The organism is Brevundimonas sp. (assembly GCF_036400995.1).
Lineage (GTDB): Bacteria > Pseudomonadota > Alphaproteobacteria > Caulobacterales > Caulobacteraceae > Brevundimonas.
On sequence record NZ_DASWWG010000008.1, the window covers coordinates 1 to 15,737 of the forward strand.

Sequence of the window (15,737 nt, forward strand, 5' to 3'; positions counted from 1 at the left end):
CCCGCGCGCACATGGACCGCGACGCCTATGAGGCGGCCCGGATCGCGGCGCGCGAAACGCCCGAAGCCTACTGGGGCGAACAGGCCAAACGCCTCGACTGGATGACCTTCCCGTCGAAGATCAAGGACGTCTCCTTCGCCAAGGAAGACTTCCGCATCCGCTGGTTCGAGGACGGGGTGCTGAACGTCTCGGCCAACTGCATCGATCGCCACCTGCCCCATCGCGAAAACGATGTCGCCATCATCTGGGAAGGCGACGAGCCGACCGACAGCGAGCACGTCACCTACGGCCAGTTGCATGAACGCGTCTGCCGCATGGCCAATGTGCTCAAGGCCAACGGCGTTCAGAAGGGCGACCGCGTCACCATCTATCTGCCCATGATCCCCGAGGCCGCCTACGCCATGCTGGCCTGCGCCCGCATCGGCGCGGTCCACTCGGTCATCTTCGGCGGCTTCTCGCCCGACAGCATCGCCGGGCGCATCGAGGACTGCGGCTCGACCTTCGTCATCACCGCCGACGAGGGCTGCCGCGGCGGCAAGAAGGTGCCGCTGAAGGCCAATGTCGACAAGGCGCTGGAAAAGGTCGCGGGCGTGGACGGCGTCCTGCTGATCCGCCACACCGGCGCGGACGTGGGCTTCATCGAGGGCCGCGACCGGGACTATGAGACCGAGGCCGCCAAGGTCACGACCCATTGCCATCCCGAGCCGATGCAGGCCGAGGATCCCCTGTTCATCCTCTACACCTCCGGTTCGACCGGCAAACCCAAGGGCGTGCTGCACACCACCGGCGGCTATCTGTTCTGGGCCAGCTACACCCACGAACTGGTCTTCGATTACCGTCCCGGCGAGGTCTTCTGGTGCACCGCCGACGTGGGCTGGGTGACGGGCCACTCCTATGGCGTCTACGGCCCCCTGGCCAACGGGGCCACGACCCTGTTGTTCGAGGGCGTGCCCAACTATCCGAGCGTCAGCCGCTTCTGGGAGGTCATCGATAAGCACAAGGTCGAGATCTTCTATACCGCCCCCACGGCCCTGCGCTCGCTGATGCGCGAAGGCGACGCGCCGGTGAAAACGACCAGCCGCAAGAGCCTGCGCCTGCTGGGCAGCGTCGGCGAGCCGATCAACCCCGAGGCCTGGCGCTGGTATCGAGAGGTGGTCGGCGACGGCCGCCTGCCCATCGTCGACACCTGGTGGCAGACCGAAACCGGCGGCGTGCTGATCTCGCCCCTGCCGGGCGCCACCGACCTCAAGCCCGGCTCGGCCACCAGGCCCCTGCCGGGCGTCGAGCTGCAGATCGTGGACGCCGAAGGCGCCGTGCTGGAGGGCGCGACCGAGGGCAATCTGTGCATCACCGACAGCTGGCCGGGCCAGATGCGCACCGTCTATGGCGATCACCAGCGCTTCTTCGAGACCTATTTCTCGACCTATCCGGGCAAGTATTTCACCGGCGACGGCTGCCGCCGCGACGCCGACGGCGACTACTGGATCACCGGCCGGGTCGATGACGTCATCAACGTCTCGGGCCACCGCATGGGCACGGCCGAGGTCGAGAGCGCCCTGGTCCTGCACGAAGCCGTGGCCGAGGCCGCCGTCGTCGGCTTCCCCCACGACATCAAGGGCCAGGGCATCTACGCCTACGTCACCCTGAACAAGGGGGTGGTGGCCACCGACGCCCTGCGCACGGCCCTGGTCGCCCAGGTCCGGCTCGAGATCGGCCCCATCGCCGCCCCCGACGTCATCCAGTGGGCCCCGGGCCTGCCCAAGACCCGCTCGGGCAAGATCATGCGGCGGATTTTGAGAAAGATCGCCGAGAACGAGATCGGCGCCCTGGGCGACACCTCGACCCTCGCCGACCCGTCGGTCGTCGAGGATCTGGTGAAGAACCGGGCGGGAGCGGCCTAGACCATTATCGGTTCGGATCGGATCAATCCGAACCCAGATTTCGCCCTAGACCGCTTCCAGCGCCTGCATCAGGTCGGCGTGCAGGTCTTCCACGTTCTCGATCCCGACCGACAGGCGGACCAGATTGTCGCCGATGCCGCAGCGTGCCTTGGCCTCGGGCGTATAGTCCGAGTGGGTGGTGCTGGACGGATGGGAGGCCAGGCTCTCGGTCCCGCCCAGCGACACGGCCAGCTTGAACAGCTGCAGGGCGTTCAGCATCCGGAAGGCCTCGGCCTCGCCGCCCCTGAGCCGGATCGAGAAGGTCGAGCCCGGGCCGGAGCACTGACGCGCGAAGACAGCCTGCTGGGCTGGCGAGCTCTCGGCGCCGCCGGCGTCCAGCACCGCCTCGATCTTCGGGTGGCCGCGCAGGCGGCTGACCAGTTCGACCGCATTCTGCTGCGACCGCTCCATGCGGATATGCAGGGTCTCCAGACTGCGGGTCAGCAGCCAGGCGGTATGGGCGTCGGTGATCGTGCCGCAGATGGTGCGCATCTCGGCCACCCGGCCCATCAGGTCGGCGCGACCGAGACAGGCGCCCGCGATCAGGTCGGAGTGGCCGCCGACATATTTGGTCAGGGAGTAGAGGATCAGGTCCGCCCCGTGCTCCAGCGGCTTCTGCCACAGGGGGCCGAGGAAGGTATTGTCCACCACCAGCGGCGGGGGCTCGGCCTGATCCAGCGCCTTGATCGCGGCGGCGGCCGCCTCGAGGTCGATCAGCTGGTTGGTCGGATTGGCCGGGGTCTCGACATAGACCGCCGCCAGCCGCCCGCCGCGTGACTTCGCAGTCCCGGCCGCCTCAAGGATCGCGCGGTTCAGCCCCTCGCCCTCGCCGCAGTCGGCGACGCTGACGGTCTGCACGCCCATGCGCGGCAGGATGCGGTCGAACAGGTACTCGGTGCCGCCGTAGGCCGGGGCCGTATAGACGACCACGTCGTTCGGACGGCTGAGCGCCAGAATGGTGGTCGAGATGGCCGCCATGCCGCTGGAGAAGACCAGCGCCTTGTCCGCGCCGTCCCAGACCGCGAGGCGATCCTCGAGGATTTCGAGGTTGGGGTTGTTGATCCGCGAATAGATCAGCCCCAGAGCCTCCTCCGGATCCTTCTCGCGCAGGCCGTAGGCGACCTCGAAGAAGCGCTTGCCGTCCTCGGCAGAGCGGAAGACGAAGGTCGAGGTCTGGAAGATCGGGGCCTTGATGGAGCCCTCTGACAGGGCGGGATCATAGCCGTAGCCCATCATCAGGGTTTCAGGCGAAAGCGAACGCTGGCCGATCGAGCGGCTCTTGTGACGACTCATACTGGGGTCTCCTCCGGGGCGCCTCCTAGGGCCCGCGTCAGAAGGTGTCACGCTGCACCGCGGCGCCGTCGCTGGCCATTGTCACAAATCACGCCTAGACAGTTCGCGGCCGACGGATCGTACACCCAAGCTGTGCGTTGAAGCCCGGCAAAGCCCGAAGCGGGGGGTTCCCGGGCGACGCCTGCCGCGTCCGCGCGCCCTCCGTTTGAGATTGTCTGGAAGGCCCGATGACGACCAAGAAGACCGCGCTGATCACCGGAATCACGGGCCAGGACGGCTCCTATCTGGCGGAACTGCTTCTCGAGAAAGGTTACGAAGTCCACGGCATCAAGCGCCGGTCGTCGCTGTTCAACACCGACCGCGTGGACCACATCTATCAGGACCTGCACGACGCGGACGTGCGCTTCCAGATGCATTTCGGCGACCTGACCGACACCTCGAACCTGGTGCGGATCATTCAGGAGGTGCAGCCGGACGAAATCTACAACCTCGGCGCCCAGAGCCACGTGGCCGTCAGCTTCGAGACGCCGGAATACACCGCCGACGTGGATGCGCTGGGCACCCTGCGCCTGCTGGAGGCGATCCGTCTGCTGGGGCTGGAGAAGAAGACCAAATTCTACCAGGCCTCGACGTCGGAACTGTACGGACTGGTGCAGGAGCCGATCCAGTCGGAGACCACGCCCTTCTACCCGCGCAGCCCGTATGCGGTGTCGAAGATGTTCGCCTACTGGATGTGCGTGAACTACCGCGAGGCCTACGGAATTTTCGCCTGCAACGGCATCCTGTTCAATCACGAGAGCGAGCGCCGCGGCGAGACCTTCGTCACCCGCAAGATCACCCGTGGTCTGGGCGAAATTGCGCAAGGCCTGAGCGACTGCCTGTACCTGGGCAATATGGACGCCCTGCGCGACTGGGGCCACGCCAAGGACTATGTCCGCATGCAGTGGATGATGCTGCAGCAGGATGAGCCGGACGACTACGTCATCGCCACCGGCAAGCAGTACAGCGTGCGCCGGTTCGTCGAGGTCTCGGCGGCTCGCATCGGCGTGACCCTGCGCTGGGAAGGCACGGGCGTGGACGAGGTCGGCATCGTCGAGAGCGTTGACCCGGCCCATGCGGTGACCCGCTGCCCGGCCATCAAGGAAGGCCAGACGATCATCCGGGTCGATCCGCGCTACTTCCGTCCGACCGAGGTGGAGACCCTGCTGGGCGATCCGTCGAAGGCGAAGGCGAAACTGGGCTGGGAGCCCGAGATCACCTTCGAGGAAATGGTCGACGAGATGATGGAGGCCGACCTGCTGGCCGCCCGCAAGGCGCTGCTGCTCAAGACCGCCGACTGGAGCTGACCGGTGGACCCGTTCGTCCGTCTCGACAGCACCGCGCACCGGCGCGAGGACAACCGCGGCTGGCTGGAGGTCCTCTACGAGAGCGACGCCATGGTGCTGAAGCGCTCGTTCTCGAAGCAGGGCGTCTTCCGCGGCCTGCACGTCCAGCGCGCGCCCTCGCCCCAGACCAAGGTGATCCGCGTGGTCGAGGGCCGGATCGTGGACATCGTCGTCGATCTGGACGACCCGATGCTCGCGCTGAAGACCGCCACCCTGACCCCCGCCGACGGCTGGGTGCGCATCGACGAACAGTACGCCCACGGTTTCTACGCCCTGGAAGACACCCTCTTTGAGTATGCGTGCGACGGCGGATACGATGAGGCGTCGGAAGAGGCCTGGTCCATCGCCGACCGCCTCCCGGCCCTGCTGGGCGTGGACACAGTGATCCTGTCGGACAAGGACCGCGCGGCGCCGCCCCTGCCGACGCCCGGAGCAGAGTGATGACCAAGCTTTCCCTGATCACCGCCAGCTACAACAGCGCCCGGACGATCGCCGACACCCTGCGCTCGGTGAACGCCCAGACCTATCCGGACTTCGAATATCTGGTCGTCGACGGCGGCTCGAAGGACGAGACGATGGAGATCGTCGCGCGCGAGGGCCAGCGCGTCACCTCCGCCGTGTCCGAGCCGGACAAGGGCATCTACGACGCCTACAACAAGGGCCTGTCTCGGGCGACCGGCGACGTGATCGGCTTCATCAACTCGGACGACTACTACTGCACGCCCGAGGCCCTTTCGGAGGTCATGGCGGCCTTCGAGGCCGATCCGGAGCTGGAGGCCGTGCACGGCGATCTGGTCTATGTCGATCCGGTCGACACCTCGAAGATCGAGCGACACTGGAAGTCGCGCCCGGCCACGGTCGAGAACCTGCGCCGCGGCTTCATCCCGGCCCACCCGACCCTGTTCCTGCGCCGCAGCGTCTATGACAAGGTCGGCGGGTTCGACACCGCCTACAGGCTGGCGGCCGATTATGACTTCATGCTGCGGACCTTCTACGTCCACCGGGTGAAGTCGCTCTACATCCCCAGCATCTGGGTGCGGATGCGCTCGGGCGGGGCGACCGGCGGCAACGCCTCCAGCATCATCCGCCAGAACGACGAGATCCGCGCCAGCCAGCAGGCGCACGGGCTGAACTACCCCAAGGCGCTGTTCTTCGCCCACAAGGTGCTGGACCGCTCGGTCCAGCGCGCCCGCGCCCCGTTCGTGAAGGCGCCCGACATCGCCGGAGCCGGCGGCAAATGATCGACGGCAAGCGCGTCCTCGCCATCGTCCCGGCCCGCGCGGGCTCCAAGGGCCTGCCGGGCAAGAACGTCCGGATGCTGGCGGGCAAGCCCCTGCTGGCTTGGCCCATCGCGGCCGCGCGCGCCTCGACCCGTGTCGACCGGGTGATCATCTCGACCGACAGCCAGGCCTTCGCCGACATCGCGGTCGAGTACGGCGCCGACGCCCCCTTCCTGCGCCCGGCCGAACTGGCCAGCGACACGGCCCCGTCCATCGGCTTCATCCTGCACGCCGTCGACACCCTGGCCGAGGCGGGCGAGGCCTATGATTACATCGTCCTGCTGGAGCCGACCTCGCCCCTGACCGAAGGGTCGGACGTCGATGCGGCGCTGGCCCAGCTGGTCGCCGCGGATGCGGACGCCATCGTCGGCGTGTCGAAGCTGGAGGCCACCCATCCCGCCTTCGCCGTGCGCAAGGACGGACAGGGCGGCATCACCCCCTACGCCTCGGCCAGCTTCGGCGAGATGCCCCGCCGGCAGGATATCGAGCCGTTGTTCTCGCTGGACGGGACCCTCTACATCTCGACCGTCGAGGCCCTGAGACGCGAACGGGGCTTCTGCCATGCCCGGACGCTGGGCTACGAAAGCGCGCGCCACAAGGCGCAGGAGGTCGACGATCTGGTCGACTTCATTTGCATCGAGGCGATCGCCTCCAACCTTGATACGATCCTTGAGGAAGGCCGGACCTCCCCGTCCGGCGCGGAATGACCATGCGCAAGTGCACCCGTTGCCTGACCCCCGAGACGGTCGACACCATCACCTACGATGACGAGGGCGTGTGCTCGGTCTGCCGTCAGGTCGAGTTCAAGCAGGACAAGATCGACTGGGCCGACCGCGGCCGGCAGCTGGAAGAGATCGTGGCCGCCCACAAGGGCAAGGGCCTGTACGACTGCATCGTCCCCTATTCGGGCGGCAAGGACTCGGTCTTCCAGCTCTACTACATCATCAAGGTGCTGAAGCTTAAGCCGCTGGTGGTCCGCTACAACCACTGGGGTTACCGGCCGCTGGTCGAGGAGAACAACACCTCGGTCTTCAAGCAGCTGGGCTGCGACGTGGTCGAGTTCACGCCGAACTTCCATGTCGTGCGTGAGCTGATGCTGGAGAGCTTCAAGCGCCGCGGCGACTTCTGCTGGCACTGCCACACGGGCATCTATTCGGGCGTCATGCACATGGCCGTCCGCTTCGAGGTGCCGCTGCTGTTCTGGGGCGAAAGCACGGCCGAGTACCACAGCTGGTACACCTTCGAGGAAATGGAGGAGGTCGACGAGAAGCGCTTCAACCGCCTGATGAACCAGGGGATCACGGCGGACGACATGTACGAGTTCCTGCAGGGGCGCGTGGAACGCCGCGACCTGTGGATGTTCGACTATCCGAAGCGCAAGGACCTGATCAAACTCAAGGTCCAGTCGATCTGCCTGGGCAACTACATCGAGTGGGACACCAAGGCGAACGTCGAGCTGATCAAGAAGGAGCTCGGCTGGAAGGGCCAGGAAGTCGAGGGCGTGCCGCCCGAGTACGACTACGAGAAGATCGAGTGCACCTTCCAGGGCATGCGCGACTGGTCGAAGTATGTGAAGCGCGGTTACGGCCGGGCCAACCACCTGCTGTCCATCGACATCCGCAACGGTCGCAAGACCCGCGAGGAGGCGCTGGAGATCGAGGCCAAGTACGACGGCAAGCGCCCGGCCTCGATGGACTGGTTCCTGCAGCATCTGCAGATCACCGAGGACGAGTTCTACGACATCCTGGCCCCGCACCAGGTCCACCCGTGGAAGTTCGACCGCAAGAACCTCGAGACCGGCGACGTCATGCCGGACTTCGACAAGTGGGACCGCACCGACCTGAGCGACCTCAAGGTCGGCCCGCCCAAGTAGGAGACCGCGCCCGATGACCATCGCCATCATCGACTACGGCATGGGCAACGTCCGTTCGCTGATGAACGCCTTCGAGTACATCGGCGAGGATGCGGTGGTGACCGCCGACTTCGACGAGCTGGAAGAGGCGGACCGGCTGGTCCTGCCCGGCGTGGGCGCCTTCGGCGACGCCATGGCCGCCATCGACGCCAAGGGCCTGCGCCCGGTGCTGGACCGGCTGGCGCTGGAGGTGAAGAAGCCGGTGCTGGGCGTCTGCCTGGGCATGCAGCTGTTCGCGAAAAGGAGCTTCGAGCACGGCGAGCACGAAGGCCTCGGCTGGCTGGACGCCGAGATCCGCCCCCTGCAGGTGCAGCGCCCGGCCAAGGTCCCGCACGTCGGCTGGAACGCCGTCTCCTTCGCGCCGGACGAATGGCTGTTCAAGGGCCTGCCGTCGGGCGAGAGCGACTACTATTTCGTCCACTCCTTCCACATGGTCTGCGCCGATCCGGCGGACGTGGCGGGCACCTGCGATCACGGCGGCCCCTTCACCGCGGCGGTGCGGCGCGGCAATCTGGTCGCGGCCCAGTTCCACCCGGAGAAGAGCCAGGACAACGGCCTGCAGCTGCTGCAGAACTGGCTGGCGCACGAATTCTGATGCTGAAGAAACGGATCATCCCGAAATTCCTGATCCGCGGCGGCCGTCTGGTGAAGATGCGCCGGTTCCACGACGATCAGCGCGAGGCGGGCAACCCTGTCTCGACCGCCAAGGTCTATGACTCCTACGGCGTGGACGAACTGCTGTTCGTCGACATCGACGCCACCAACGAGGGCCGGGTCGTCACCGGCAACGTCATCGAGCGGGTGGCCGAGGAGGTCTTCGTGCCCCTGACCGTCGGCGGCGGCGTGACGACGCTGGAGCAGATCGAAAGCCTGCTGAAGAGCGGCGCCGACAAGGTCAGCATCAACACCGCCGCCATCGAGACCCCGGACTTCATCACCCAGGCCGCCAGCCGGTTCGGCGACCAGTGCATCGTGGTCTCCATCGACTATCAGGCCGACGAGTTCGGCAAGAAGCGCGTGGTCGGCCGCGGCGGCACGACCCCGACCCACCACGATCCGGTCGAGTTCGCCCAGCGGATGCAGGACCTGCACGCCGGCGAAATCCTGATGTCGTCCATCGACCGCGACGGGATGATGAACGGCTATGATCTGGACCTGATCGCCGACCTGTCGAACAAGCTGTCGATCCCGCTGATCGCCTCCTCGGGCGCGGGCTCGCTGGCCGACTGCAAACAGGCGCTGGACGCGGGGGCGTCGGCGATCACCATCTCGTCGATGTTCATCTTCACCGACCACAGCCCGATCAAGGTCCGAACCTATCTGGCGACGAACGGGGTCTTCGTCCGGAACCAGAAGGGCAGCCGGTCCTGATGGACTTCGGGGGGGTACAGGATCTGGCGGTCAGGGTGGCGAGCGCCGCCGTGCGCAACATCGGCGCGGAACTGGCCTTCTACGCCGTCCTGGCCCTCGCCCTGACGCTGGTCATCGTCGCTGAACTGATCCAGCGCCGGGATGTCCTGAAGCGCTACACCTCCCGCAACGTGCGCACGGACGTGCTGTATGCGGTGCTGGAGCTCAGCCATCTCGAGGCCCTGTTGGTGCTCGCGCCGGTCGCGGCGAGCCTCAACGCCGGCATCGACGCCCACCTGCCCTGGCTGCGGCTGGACGCGGTCGCCGCCGCGCCCCTGTGGCTGAAGCTGGTCGTGACCCTGATCGCGGCCGACTTCGGCGCCTACTGGCTGCACCGGTGGAAGCACGCCTGGCCGGTGCTGTGGCAGTTCCACAAGGTCCACCATTCGCAGAGCGAGCTGAACGTCTTCACCCGCTTCCGCTTCCCGCTGCTGGACCGGTTGCTGGACATGGTGGTCCTGTTCCCGATCGGCGTCATCACCGGCTCGGCGACCGTGCCGCTGGCGCTGTATCTGCTGATGGTGCTGCGCTCCTGTCTGGAGCATTCCGGACAGAACTGGACCTACGGCCCGCTCGGCTGGCTGATCGTCTCGCCCAGCTACCATGGCGTCCACCATTCGGATGCGCCCGAGCACATCGACCGCAATTTCGCGGGCGTCTTCGCCATCTGGGACCGGATGTTCGGCACCCATGTTCCGAGGGGCGACAAGCCGCTGACCTACGGCCTGCACCACGAGAAGATCCCGCAGGATTTCCTGTATGGTCAGGTCGCCCCGATCCATGGCCTGTGGAAGCTGGCGCGCGCGAAGCGGGCCGGCTCGACCATGGAGACCGCCGCATGACCCTGCGTGTCCGTTCCAGCCTCGATGCACGCGGTCTGGCGACCTATGCCGCCAACCAGCTGAACGCCATGTTCCCCGATCCGGACGTGGTCGAGGCGGACGATCTGATGCCCGCGGTCACCGTGGCCCTGTCCCGGCTGGAGCACTGCTTCAGCCACGTCGACAACAAATACTTCTTCGACGGCGAGACCGCCGTGTTCAGCCATCTGCACGGCGACCAGTACGCCATGTGGCTGTACCTGCTGTCGAACGAGCTGTTCCGGCAGGGCGGCCCGGCCTCGACCTGTTCGAAGCTGTTCCTTCTGAACAAGGCGCTGCACGGCGTCGACGCCTTCTACGAGGTTGAACTGCCGTCGGTGTTCCTGCTGGTCCACCCGCTGGCGACCGTGCTGGGACGCGGGACCTACAGCGACTTCTTCGTCGCCTACCAGCGCTGCGGCGTCGGCTCGAACAAGGACGTCTATCCGACCTTCGGCAAGCACGTGACCCTGCGCCCGGGCAGCGCCGTGCTGGGCGGCTGCACAATCGGCGACCACTGTCAGATCGCCACAGAATCGCTGGTGCTCGATCGCGACCTGCCCGACCATACGCTCTACATAGGCGGCCCCAAGACCGCGACGCTGAAACGCCAGGACAAGCCCTACCCGCTGTGGCGGGTGTGAGGATCCGGACCCGATGACGACTGAACCCAAGACCAACGCCGAAGCCGATTTCGCGGAACTGCGCCGCCGGCTGCACAGGGCCATTCCGGGCGGGGCCCACACCTATTCGCGCGGCGATGACCAGTTCCCGTCGATTGCGCCGCCGGTCCTGAGCAAGGGCAAGGGCGCCCATGTCTGGGACACCCACGGCAACAGGTACCTCGACTACGGCATGGCGCTGCGGGCGGTGACCATCGGCTATGCCGACGACCGGGTGAACGCCGCCGCCATCCGCCAGATCGAGAACGGCGTGAACCTGACGCGCGCCACGGAGATCGAGCTGGAAGCGGCCGAACTGATCTGCGACCTGATCCCCTGCGCGGAGATGGTCAAGTTCGGCAAGAACGGCTCCAACGTGACCACCGCGGCGGTGAAGATCGCCCGCGCCTACACCGGCCGCCGCTACGTCTGCGTGCCGCGCCAGCATCCCTTCTTCTCGTTCGACGACTGGTTCATCGGCGTCACCGCCATCAAGCGCGGCACGCTGGACGATCACGCGGCGACGACGCTGGTGTTCGACTACAACGACCTCGGCTCGCTGAGGGCCCTGTTCGACCAGTATCCCGACCAGATCGCCGCGGTGATGCTGGAGCCGTCGACCCACATCTGGCCGCATCTGGCCAACGGCGATCCGGGCCTGCCGCCCGAGCCGTCCTTCGGCCCCGACCACTATGCGGGCGGCTTCCTGCATCAGGTGCGCGATCTGGCCCACGCCAACGGCGCCCTGTTCATTCTGGACGAGATGATCACCGGCTTCCGCTGGCATCTGAAGGGCGCGCAGGAGGTGTTCGGCATCGAGGCCGACCTGGCCACCTACGGCAAGGCGATGGCCAACGGCTTCTCGCTGGCCGCCGTGGTGGGCAAGCGCGAGTTCATGGAGGTCGGCTCCATCGACAAGCCGGGGATGGAGCGGACCTTCCTGCTGTCCTCGACCCACGGCGCGGAAATGCCAGCCCTGGGCGCCTTCGTCGAAGCCACCCGCATCAACGCCGCCGAGGACGTGCCCGGCCACATCTGGACCTACGGCGCGAAGCTGAAGGCGGGCCTTGCCGAGGTCGCGGGCCGTCACGGGCTGCAGGACCACGTCTTCATGGAAGGCCCGGCGGTCGCCCTGAACTACGTCACCCGCGACGCATCCGGCGCGCCGTCCCTGCCGATGCGCACCCTGTTCGCGCAGGAGATGCTGAAGCGCGGGGTGATGATGCCCTGGCTGGCGATTTCGCAGGCGCACGGCGACGCCGAACTGGCCACCACGCTGGACGCCTTCGACGGCGCGCTTGGCGTCTACAAACAGGCGCTGGACGCGGGCGTCGAGACGCAACTGAACGGCCCGGCGATCAAGCCGGTCTTCCGGACGCACAACTGATGACCGCCCCCACGTTCGCCTCCACCCGGCTGGACGGACAGGTCGCGCTGGTCACCGGCGGCGCGGGCATCCTCGGCAAGCTGTTCTGCCGTGCGCTGGCCGAGGCGGGCGCGCAGGTGGCCGTGGTCGACCTGTTCGAGGACGCCGCGAAACAGACCGCCGCCGATCTGGGCGACGCCTGCGCCGGCTTCGGCTGCGACGTCTCCGATCCGGCTTCGGTGCAGGCGGCGGTGGACGCGGTCATGGCGCGGTTCGGCCGCATCGACGTGCTGGTCAACAACGCGGCCACCAAGACCGCCGACGTGCGCGCCTTCTTCGAGCCGTTCGAGACCTACAGCCTCGACGTCTGGCGCGAGGTGATGAGCGTCAACATCGACGGCATGTTCCTGATGGCGCAGGCGGTCGGCCGGGAGATGCTGAAGGCCGGTCGCGGCGGTCGGGTGATCCAGACCGCCTCCATCTACGGCCTCGTCGGCCCCGACAGCCGCATCTACGAAGGCTCGGACTATCTGGGCGGCCCGATCAACACCCCGGCCGTCTATTCGGCGTCCAAGGCGGCGGTCGTCGGCCTGACGAAGTGGCTGGCCACCCACTGGGCCGACAAGGGCATCCGGGTGAACTGCCTCGTGCCCGGCGGCGTCTCCAGCGGCCAGAACTCGGTGTTCGGGGACAAATACTCCGCCCGCGTCCCGATGGGCCGGATGGCCAAGGGCGAGGAGATGGCCCCGCCGCTCCTGTTCCTGGCCAGCGAGGCCTCGTCCTATGTGACCGGTCAGGTTCTGGCGGTCGACGGCGGGTGGACCGCCTGGTGACCACCCAACGCAGGCGCGACCTGTTTCTGGTCGGGGTGAAGCTGGTCGACGTGGGAGCCCGCGCCGCCTTCATCCTGACGGCGACCTATGGCTTGCAGATCGCGCAGGCGGGCCGGTTCGGCCTGATCGCCACCCTGGTCGGGCTGTTCGCCTTCGCCTTCAATTTCGAGCGCCACATCGACATCCAGCGCCGCTCGGCGGGCGAGGCGCACGGGGTGTTCGACCGCCATGTCGTGCAGGCGCTGAAATTCTTCGCCTTCAACTGGGCGATCATGGTCCCGCTGTTCGTGCTGGCGGTCCTGCTGTGGACCCACGCGAGCCCGCTGATCCTGCTGCTGGCGGTGGTGGTGGTCGTCGGCGAGCACCTGTCCAACCAGGCCTACCAGTACGCCCTGATCAACCACCGCTACTATCCGATGCTGGTGGTGGTCGCGGCCAAGAACAGCCTGCTGGCGCTCGTCGTCCTGTACCGGGCCCTGTTCGCCCGGGACGGCTTCGACCTGCTGTTCGTGATGCAGCTCTGGACCGTCGGCGCGGTGTTGTGCACCGCGGGGCTGGCGGTGATGTTCGCGCGCCTGAACCAGGCCGACCGCCGGACCGAGCCCTTCCGCTTCAGCGTCGACATTCTGGGCCAGCACAGGGCGTCCCTGACCCATTTCCTGATCGGCCTGATCGCCATCCTGATCCTGCAGTTCGACCGGCTGGCCGTCGGCGGGCTGATGAGCTTCGAGCAGACCGGCCAGTATTTCCGCCACACCCTGCTGGTGTCCTTCGCCTACCAGGCCTTCAACATCGCGTCGTTCAACCGGATCACCCCGGCCATCTTCGCCGAGGCGAAGAGCCACGACATCCCGCACCTGCGCCGCCGGGTGCTGCGCGAGTATCTGAAGACCGTCGTCGGCGTGCCCCTGCTGCTGCTGCTCGCCTGGGGCGCGGACGTGGTCACCGGCCATGTCTGGTCCGAGCGGTTCCACCTGTCGCTGGCGCTGATGGCCGCCCTTCTGGTCGGCTTCGTCCTGCGCGCGGCCGCCGACTTCCACGCCCTGATCCTGAACGCCCGCCACGATGAGCGGCATATCCTCGTCTCGCAGGGGATCGCCTTCGCCGTCGGCGCGGTGCTGCTGGTGGTCCTGACCTGGCGGTTCGGGGTATACGGCGCCGCCTTCGCCACCATCGCCACCTCGGCCCTCTATCTCGTGCTCGTCAGCCGGGCCGTCCGAAGACTGCAGTCATGACCAGCGCCCTGATCTACGCCATCCACCGGACCCATAGCTGGTGGAGCCATGTCGGCGCCCATCTGGGCTTCGACAAGGTGACCGTGCTGACCGATCGCCGCGGACAGGGCGACGCCTCGATCACCGATGACTATTACCGCGCCTACCGCGCCCGCTACGCCGCGCGGGACACCGCCTCGGCCCTGCTGTCGGCGTCCGAGGTGATCGACGTGATCGCCCGCTGCCGGGTGCTGCGCTGGCTGCCGGTGCGCAAGGCCTCGGCGATGGCGCTGGCCATGGCCGACGCCATGCAGGCCCAACTGGACGCGATCCGGCCCGGCTATGTGATCAGCTTCCCGATCGACAATTACAACCAGGATGTGCTGGCCCGCCTCGCCCGCAAGCGCGGCCTGCCCTATTTCGAGGTCACCGCCAGCGCCCTGCCGGGCATGTGCATGCTGATGCACCGGGGCCGGCTGATCACCGCCCGCGCCGAGCCCGAGGCCGCCGACGTCGAGGCCCGCATCCGCGAGATCGCCGATCCCCTGTTCACCCCCGCCTATGTGCAGGGTCAGGCCGCCTACACCCCCGCCCGGTTCGTGAAGACCCTCGGCTATTTCCGCGTCCGCGCCGCCTTCTTCCAGCTCTACGCCTGGGCCCGGCGCGATCCGCTGAACACCCATTACGTCGACGCCCAGCCCTGGCTCGGCCACAAGGCGAAGTGGTCGGACGTGCGCGTCACCGGCATGGTCGAGCCCGACTGGGAACAGAAGGTCGAGGCCTTCCCGAAGGAGAAGCGGGTCCTGTACGGCCTGCAGCTCTTCCCCGAGGCGGCCATCGACTACTGGATCGAGGACCTCGATCTGGTCCGCCATGAAGACATGCTGGTCGAGATCGCCCGCGGCATGACCGCCGCCGGCTACCAGATCGTGGTCAAGGACCACCCGCTGCAGTTCGGCTTCCGCCAGACGCAGTTGCTGGACCGGCTGAAGGCCTTCCCGAACGTCGTCATCGTGCCCTACGAGGTCAGCGGCAACGCCCTGCTGGCCCGCTGCGGGGTCAATGTGACGGCCACCGGCACCCTGGGCCTGCAGGCCGGGCTGCTGGGCAATGTCTCGGTCACCGGCGAGGCCTATTACGTCACCGCCGACGACTTCGTGGTGCTGCACCGCTGGGCCGATCTGGAGACCCTGCCGCAGACCGTCGCCGCCCGCGCCGCGCCCGATCCCCTGCGCGCCCGTCAGGCCCGGATCATCGCCAACCTGCTGCAGGGCAGCTTCGACGCCGACTTCTTCTCGTTCCGCGGCTTCGATCCCGCCAGCCCCAATCCGGCCGCGGCCGAGCTGGGCCGCCGTCTGGGCGAACGCCTGCGCCTGCTCGGCCCCGAGGGCGAGGACTGGCACGGAAGCCACATGCCGCAAGGCGGCGGCGCCCATGACGGCTCGCCGCTGAACTGAGTTCCCCGGCCTGCGGCCCCGGGCGCGCTTGCCTCGCCCCCCTGGCCTAGCTACTAACTCAAGGGGTCGGCAGGACCCGCGTCTCGCGGGTTTCACGTCCCCCGGAACGGCTCCGGAGCGGCGGT

Annotated in this window: 15 protein-coding genes; 14 read left to right on the top strand and 1 reads right to left on the bottom strand. The window is 67.3% G+C overall.

The window, feature by feature from the left end; genetic code table 11:
• On the top strand, positions 1–1,901 hold a 1,901-nt coding region (gene acs, locus VGE03_RS00885; protein WP_331044579.1), incomplete at its 5' end, for an acetate--CoA ligase.
• Positions 1,902–1,946: 45 nt separating this feature from the next.
• Here the strand turns inward: acs and VGE03_RS00890 are convergent.
• A complete protein-coding gene (locus tag VGE03_RS00890; protein ID WP_331044580.1) occupies positions 1,947–3,233 on the bottom strand; it encodes a cystathionine gamma-synthase family protein in 1,287 nt (428 codons plus the stop codon).
• A gap of 227 nt (positions 3,234–3,460) precedes the next feature.
• On the opposite strand from VGE03_RS00890, the gene gmd reads away from it, so the two are divergent.
• The 13 genes from gmd to VGE03_RS00955 are packed head-to-tail and all read left to right on the top strand — an operon-like array spanning position 3,461 to position 15,612.
• Positions 3,461–4,579: a GDP-mannose 4,6-dehydratase gene (gene gmd, locus VGE03_RS00895; protein ID WP_331044581.1), complete on the top strand. Its 1,119-nt coding sequence runs from the start codon at positions 3,461–3,463 to the stop codon at positions 4,577–4,579.
• Positions 4,580–4,582: 3 nt separating this feature from the next.
• Entirely contained in the window at positions 4,583–5,059 is a 477-nt protein-coding gene (locus VGE03_RS00900; RefSeq protein ID WP_331044582.1) for a dTDP-4-dehydrorhamnose 3,5-epimerase family protein, read from the top strand.
• On the top strand, positions 5,059–5,859 hold the full coding sequence (locus VGE03_RS00905) for a glycosyltransferase family 2 protein (protein ID WP_331044583.1): 801 nt from the start codon (positions 5,059–5,061) through the stop codon (positions 5,857–5,859). The genes VGE03_RS00900 and VGE03_RS00905 overlap by 1 nt, the downstream gene beginning before the upstream one ends.
• A complete protein-coding gene (locus tag VGE03_RS00910; protein ID WP_331044584.1) occupies positions 5,856–6,605 on the top strand; it encodes an acylneuraminate cytidylyltransferase family protein in 750 nt (249 codons plus the stop codon). Before VGE03_RS00905 ends, VGE03_RS00910 begins: the two co-directional genes overlap by 4 nt.
• A gap of 2 nt (positions 6,606–6,607) precedes the next feature.
• Entirely contained in the window at positions 6,608–7,771 is a 1,164-nt protein-coding gene (locus VGE03_RS00915) for an N-acetyl sugar amidotransferase (protein ID WP_331044585.1), read from the top strand.
• Between the two features lie 13 nt (positions 7,772–7,784).
• Complete coding sequence (hisH, locus tag VGE03_RS00920) at positions 7,785–8,405, top strand: imidazole glycerol phosphate synthase subunit HisH (RefSeq protein WP_331044586.1); 621 nt, start codon at positions 7,785–7,787, stop codon at positions 8,403–8,405.
• Positions 8,405–9,181 carry an imidazole glycerol phosphate synthase cyclase subunit gene (locus tag VGE03_RS00925; protein WP_331044587.1) on the top strand — a complete coding sequence of 259 codons (777 nt, stop codon included), beginning with the start codon at positions 8,405–8,407 and terminating at the stop codon, positions 9,179–9,181. Before hisH ends, VGE03_RS00925 begins: the two co-directional genes overlap by 1 nt.
• 35 nt (positions 9,182–9,216) lie before the next feature.
• The gene (locus VGE03_RS00930; protein WP_331044588.1) at positions 9,217–10,062 is read left to right on the top strand and encodes a sterol desaturase family protein; all 846 of its coding nucleotides are present in this window, start codon (positions 9,217–9,219) and stop codon (positions 10,060–10,062) included.
• Positions 10,059–10,724 (top strand): hypothetical protein, encoded by a 666-nt coding sequence (locus VGE03_RS00935; RefSeq protein WP_331044589.1) that lies wholly within the window; start codon positions 10,059–10,061, stop codon positions 10,722–10,724. Before VGE03_RS00930 ends, VGE03_RS00935 begins: the two co-directional genes overlap by 4 nt.
• A 13-nt stretch (positions 10,725–10,737) precedes the next feature.
• Positions 10,738–12,129 carry a glutamate-1-semialdehyde 2,1-aminomutase gene (locus VGE03_RS00940; protein WP_331044590.1) on the top strand — a complete coding sequence of 464 codons (1,392 nt, stop codon included), beginning with the start codon at positions 10,738–10,740 and terminating at the stop codon, positions 12,127–12,129.
• Entirely contained in the window at positions 12,129–12,941 is an 813-nt protein-coding gene (locus VGE03_RS00945; RefSeq protein WP_331044591.1) for an SDR family oxidoreductase, read from the top strand. Before VGE03_RS00940 ends, VGE03_RS00945 begins: the two co-directional genes overlap by 1 nt.
• The gene (locus VGE03_RS00950) at positions 12,938–14,176 is read left to right on the top strand and encodes a lipopolysaccharide biosynthesis protein (protein ID WP_331044592.1); all 1,239 of its coding nucleotides are present in this window, start codon (positions 12,938–12,940) and stop codon (positions 14,174–14,176) included. Before VGE03_RS00945 ends, VGE03_RS00950 begins: the two co-directional genes overlap by 4 nt.
• On the top strand, positions 14,173–15,612 hold the full coding sequence (locus VGE03_RS00955) for a hypothetical protein (RefSeq protein ID WP_331044593.1): 1,440 nt from the start codon (positions 14,173–14,175) through the stop codon (positions 15,610–15,612). Before VGE03_RS00950 ends, VGE03_RS00955 begins: the two co-directional genes overlap by 4 nt.
• Positions 15,613–15,737 lie beyond the last annotated feature (125 nt).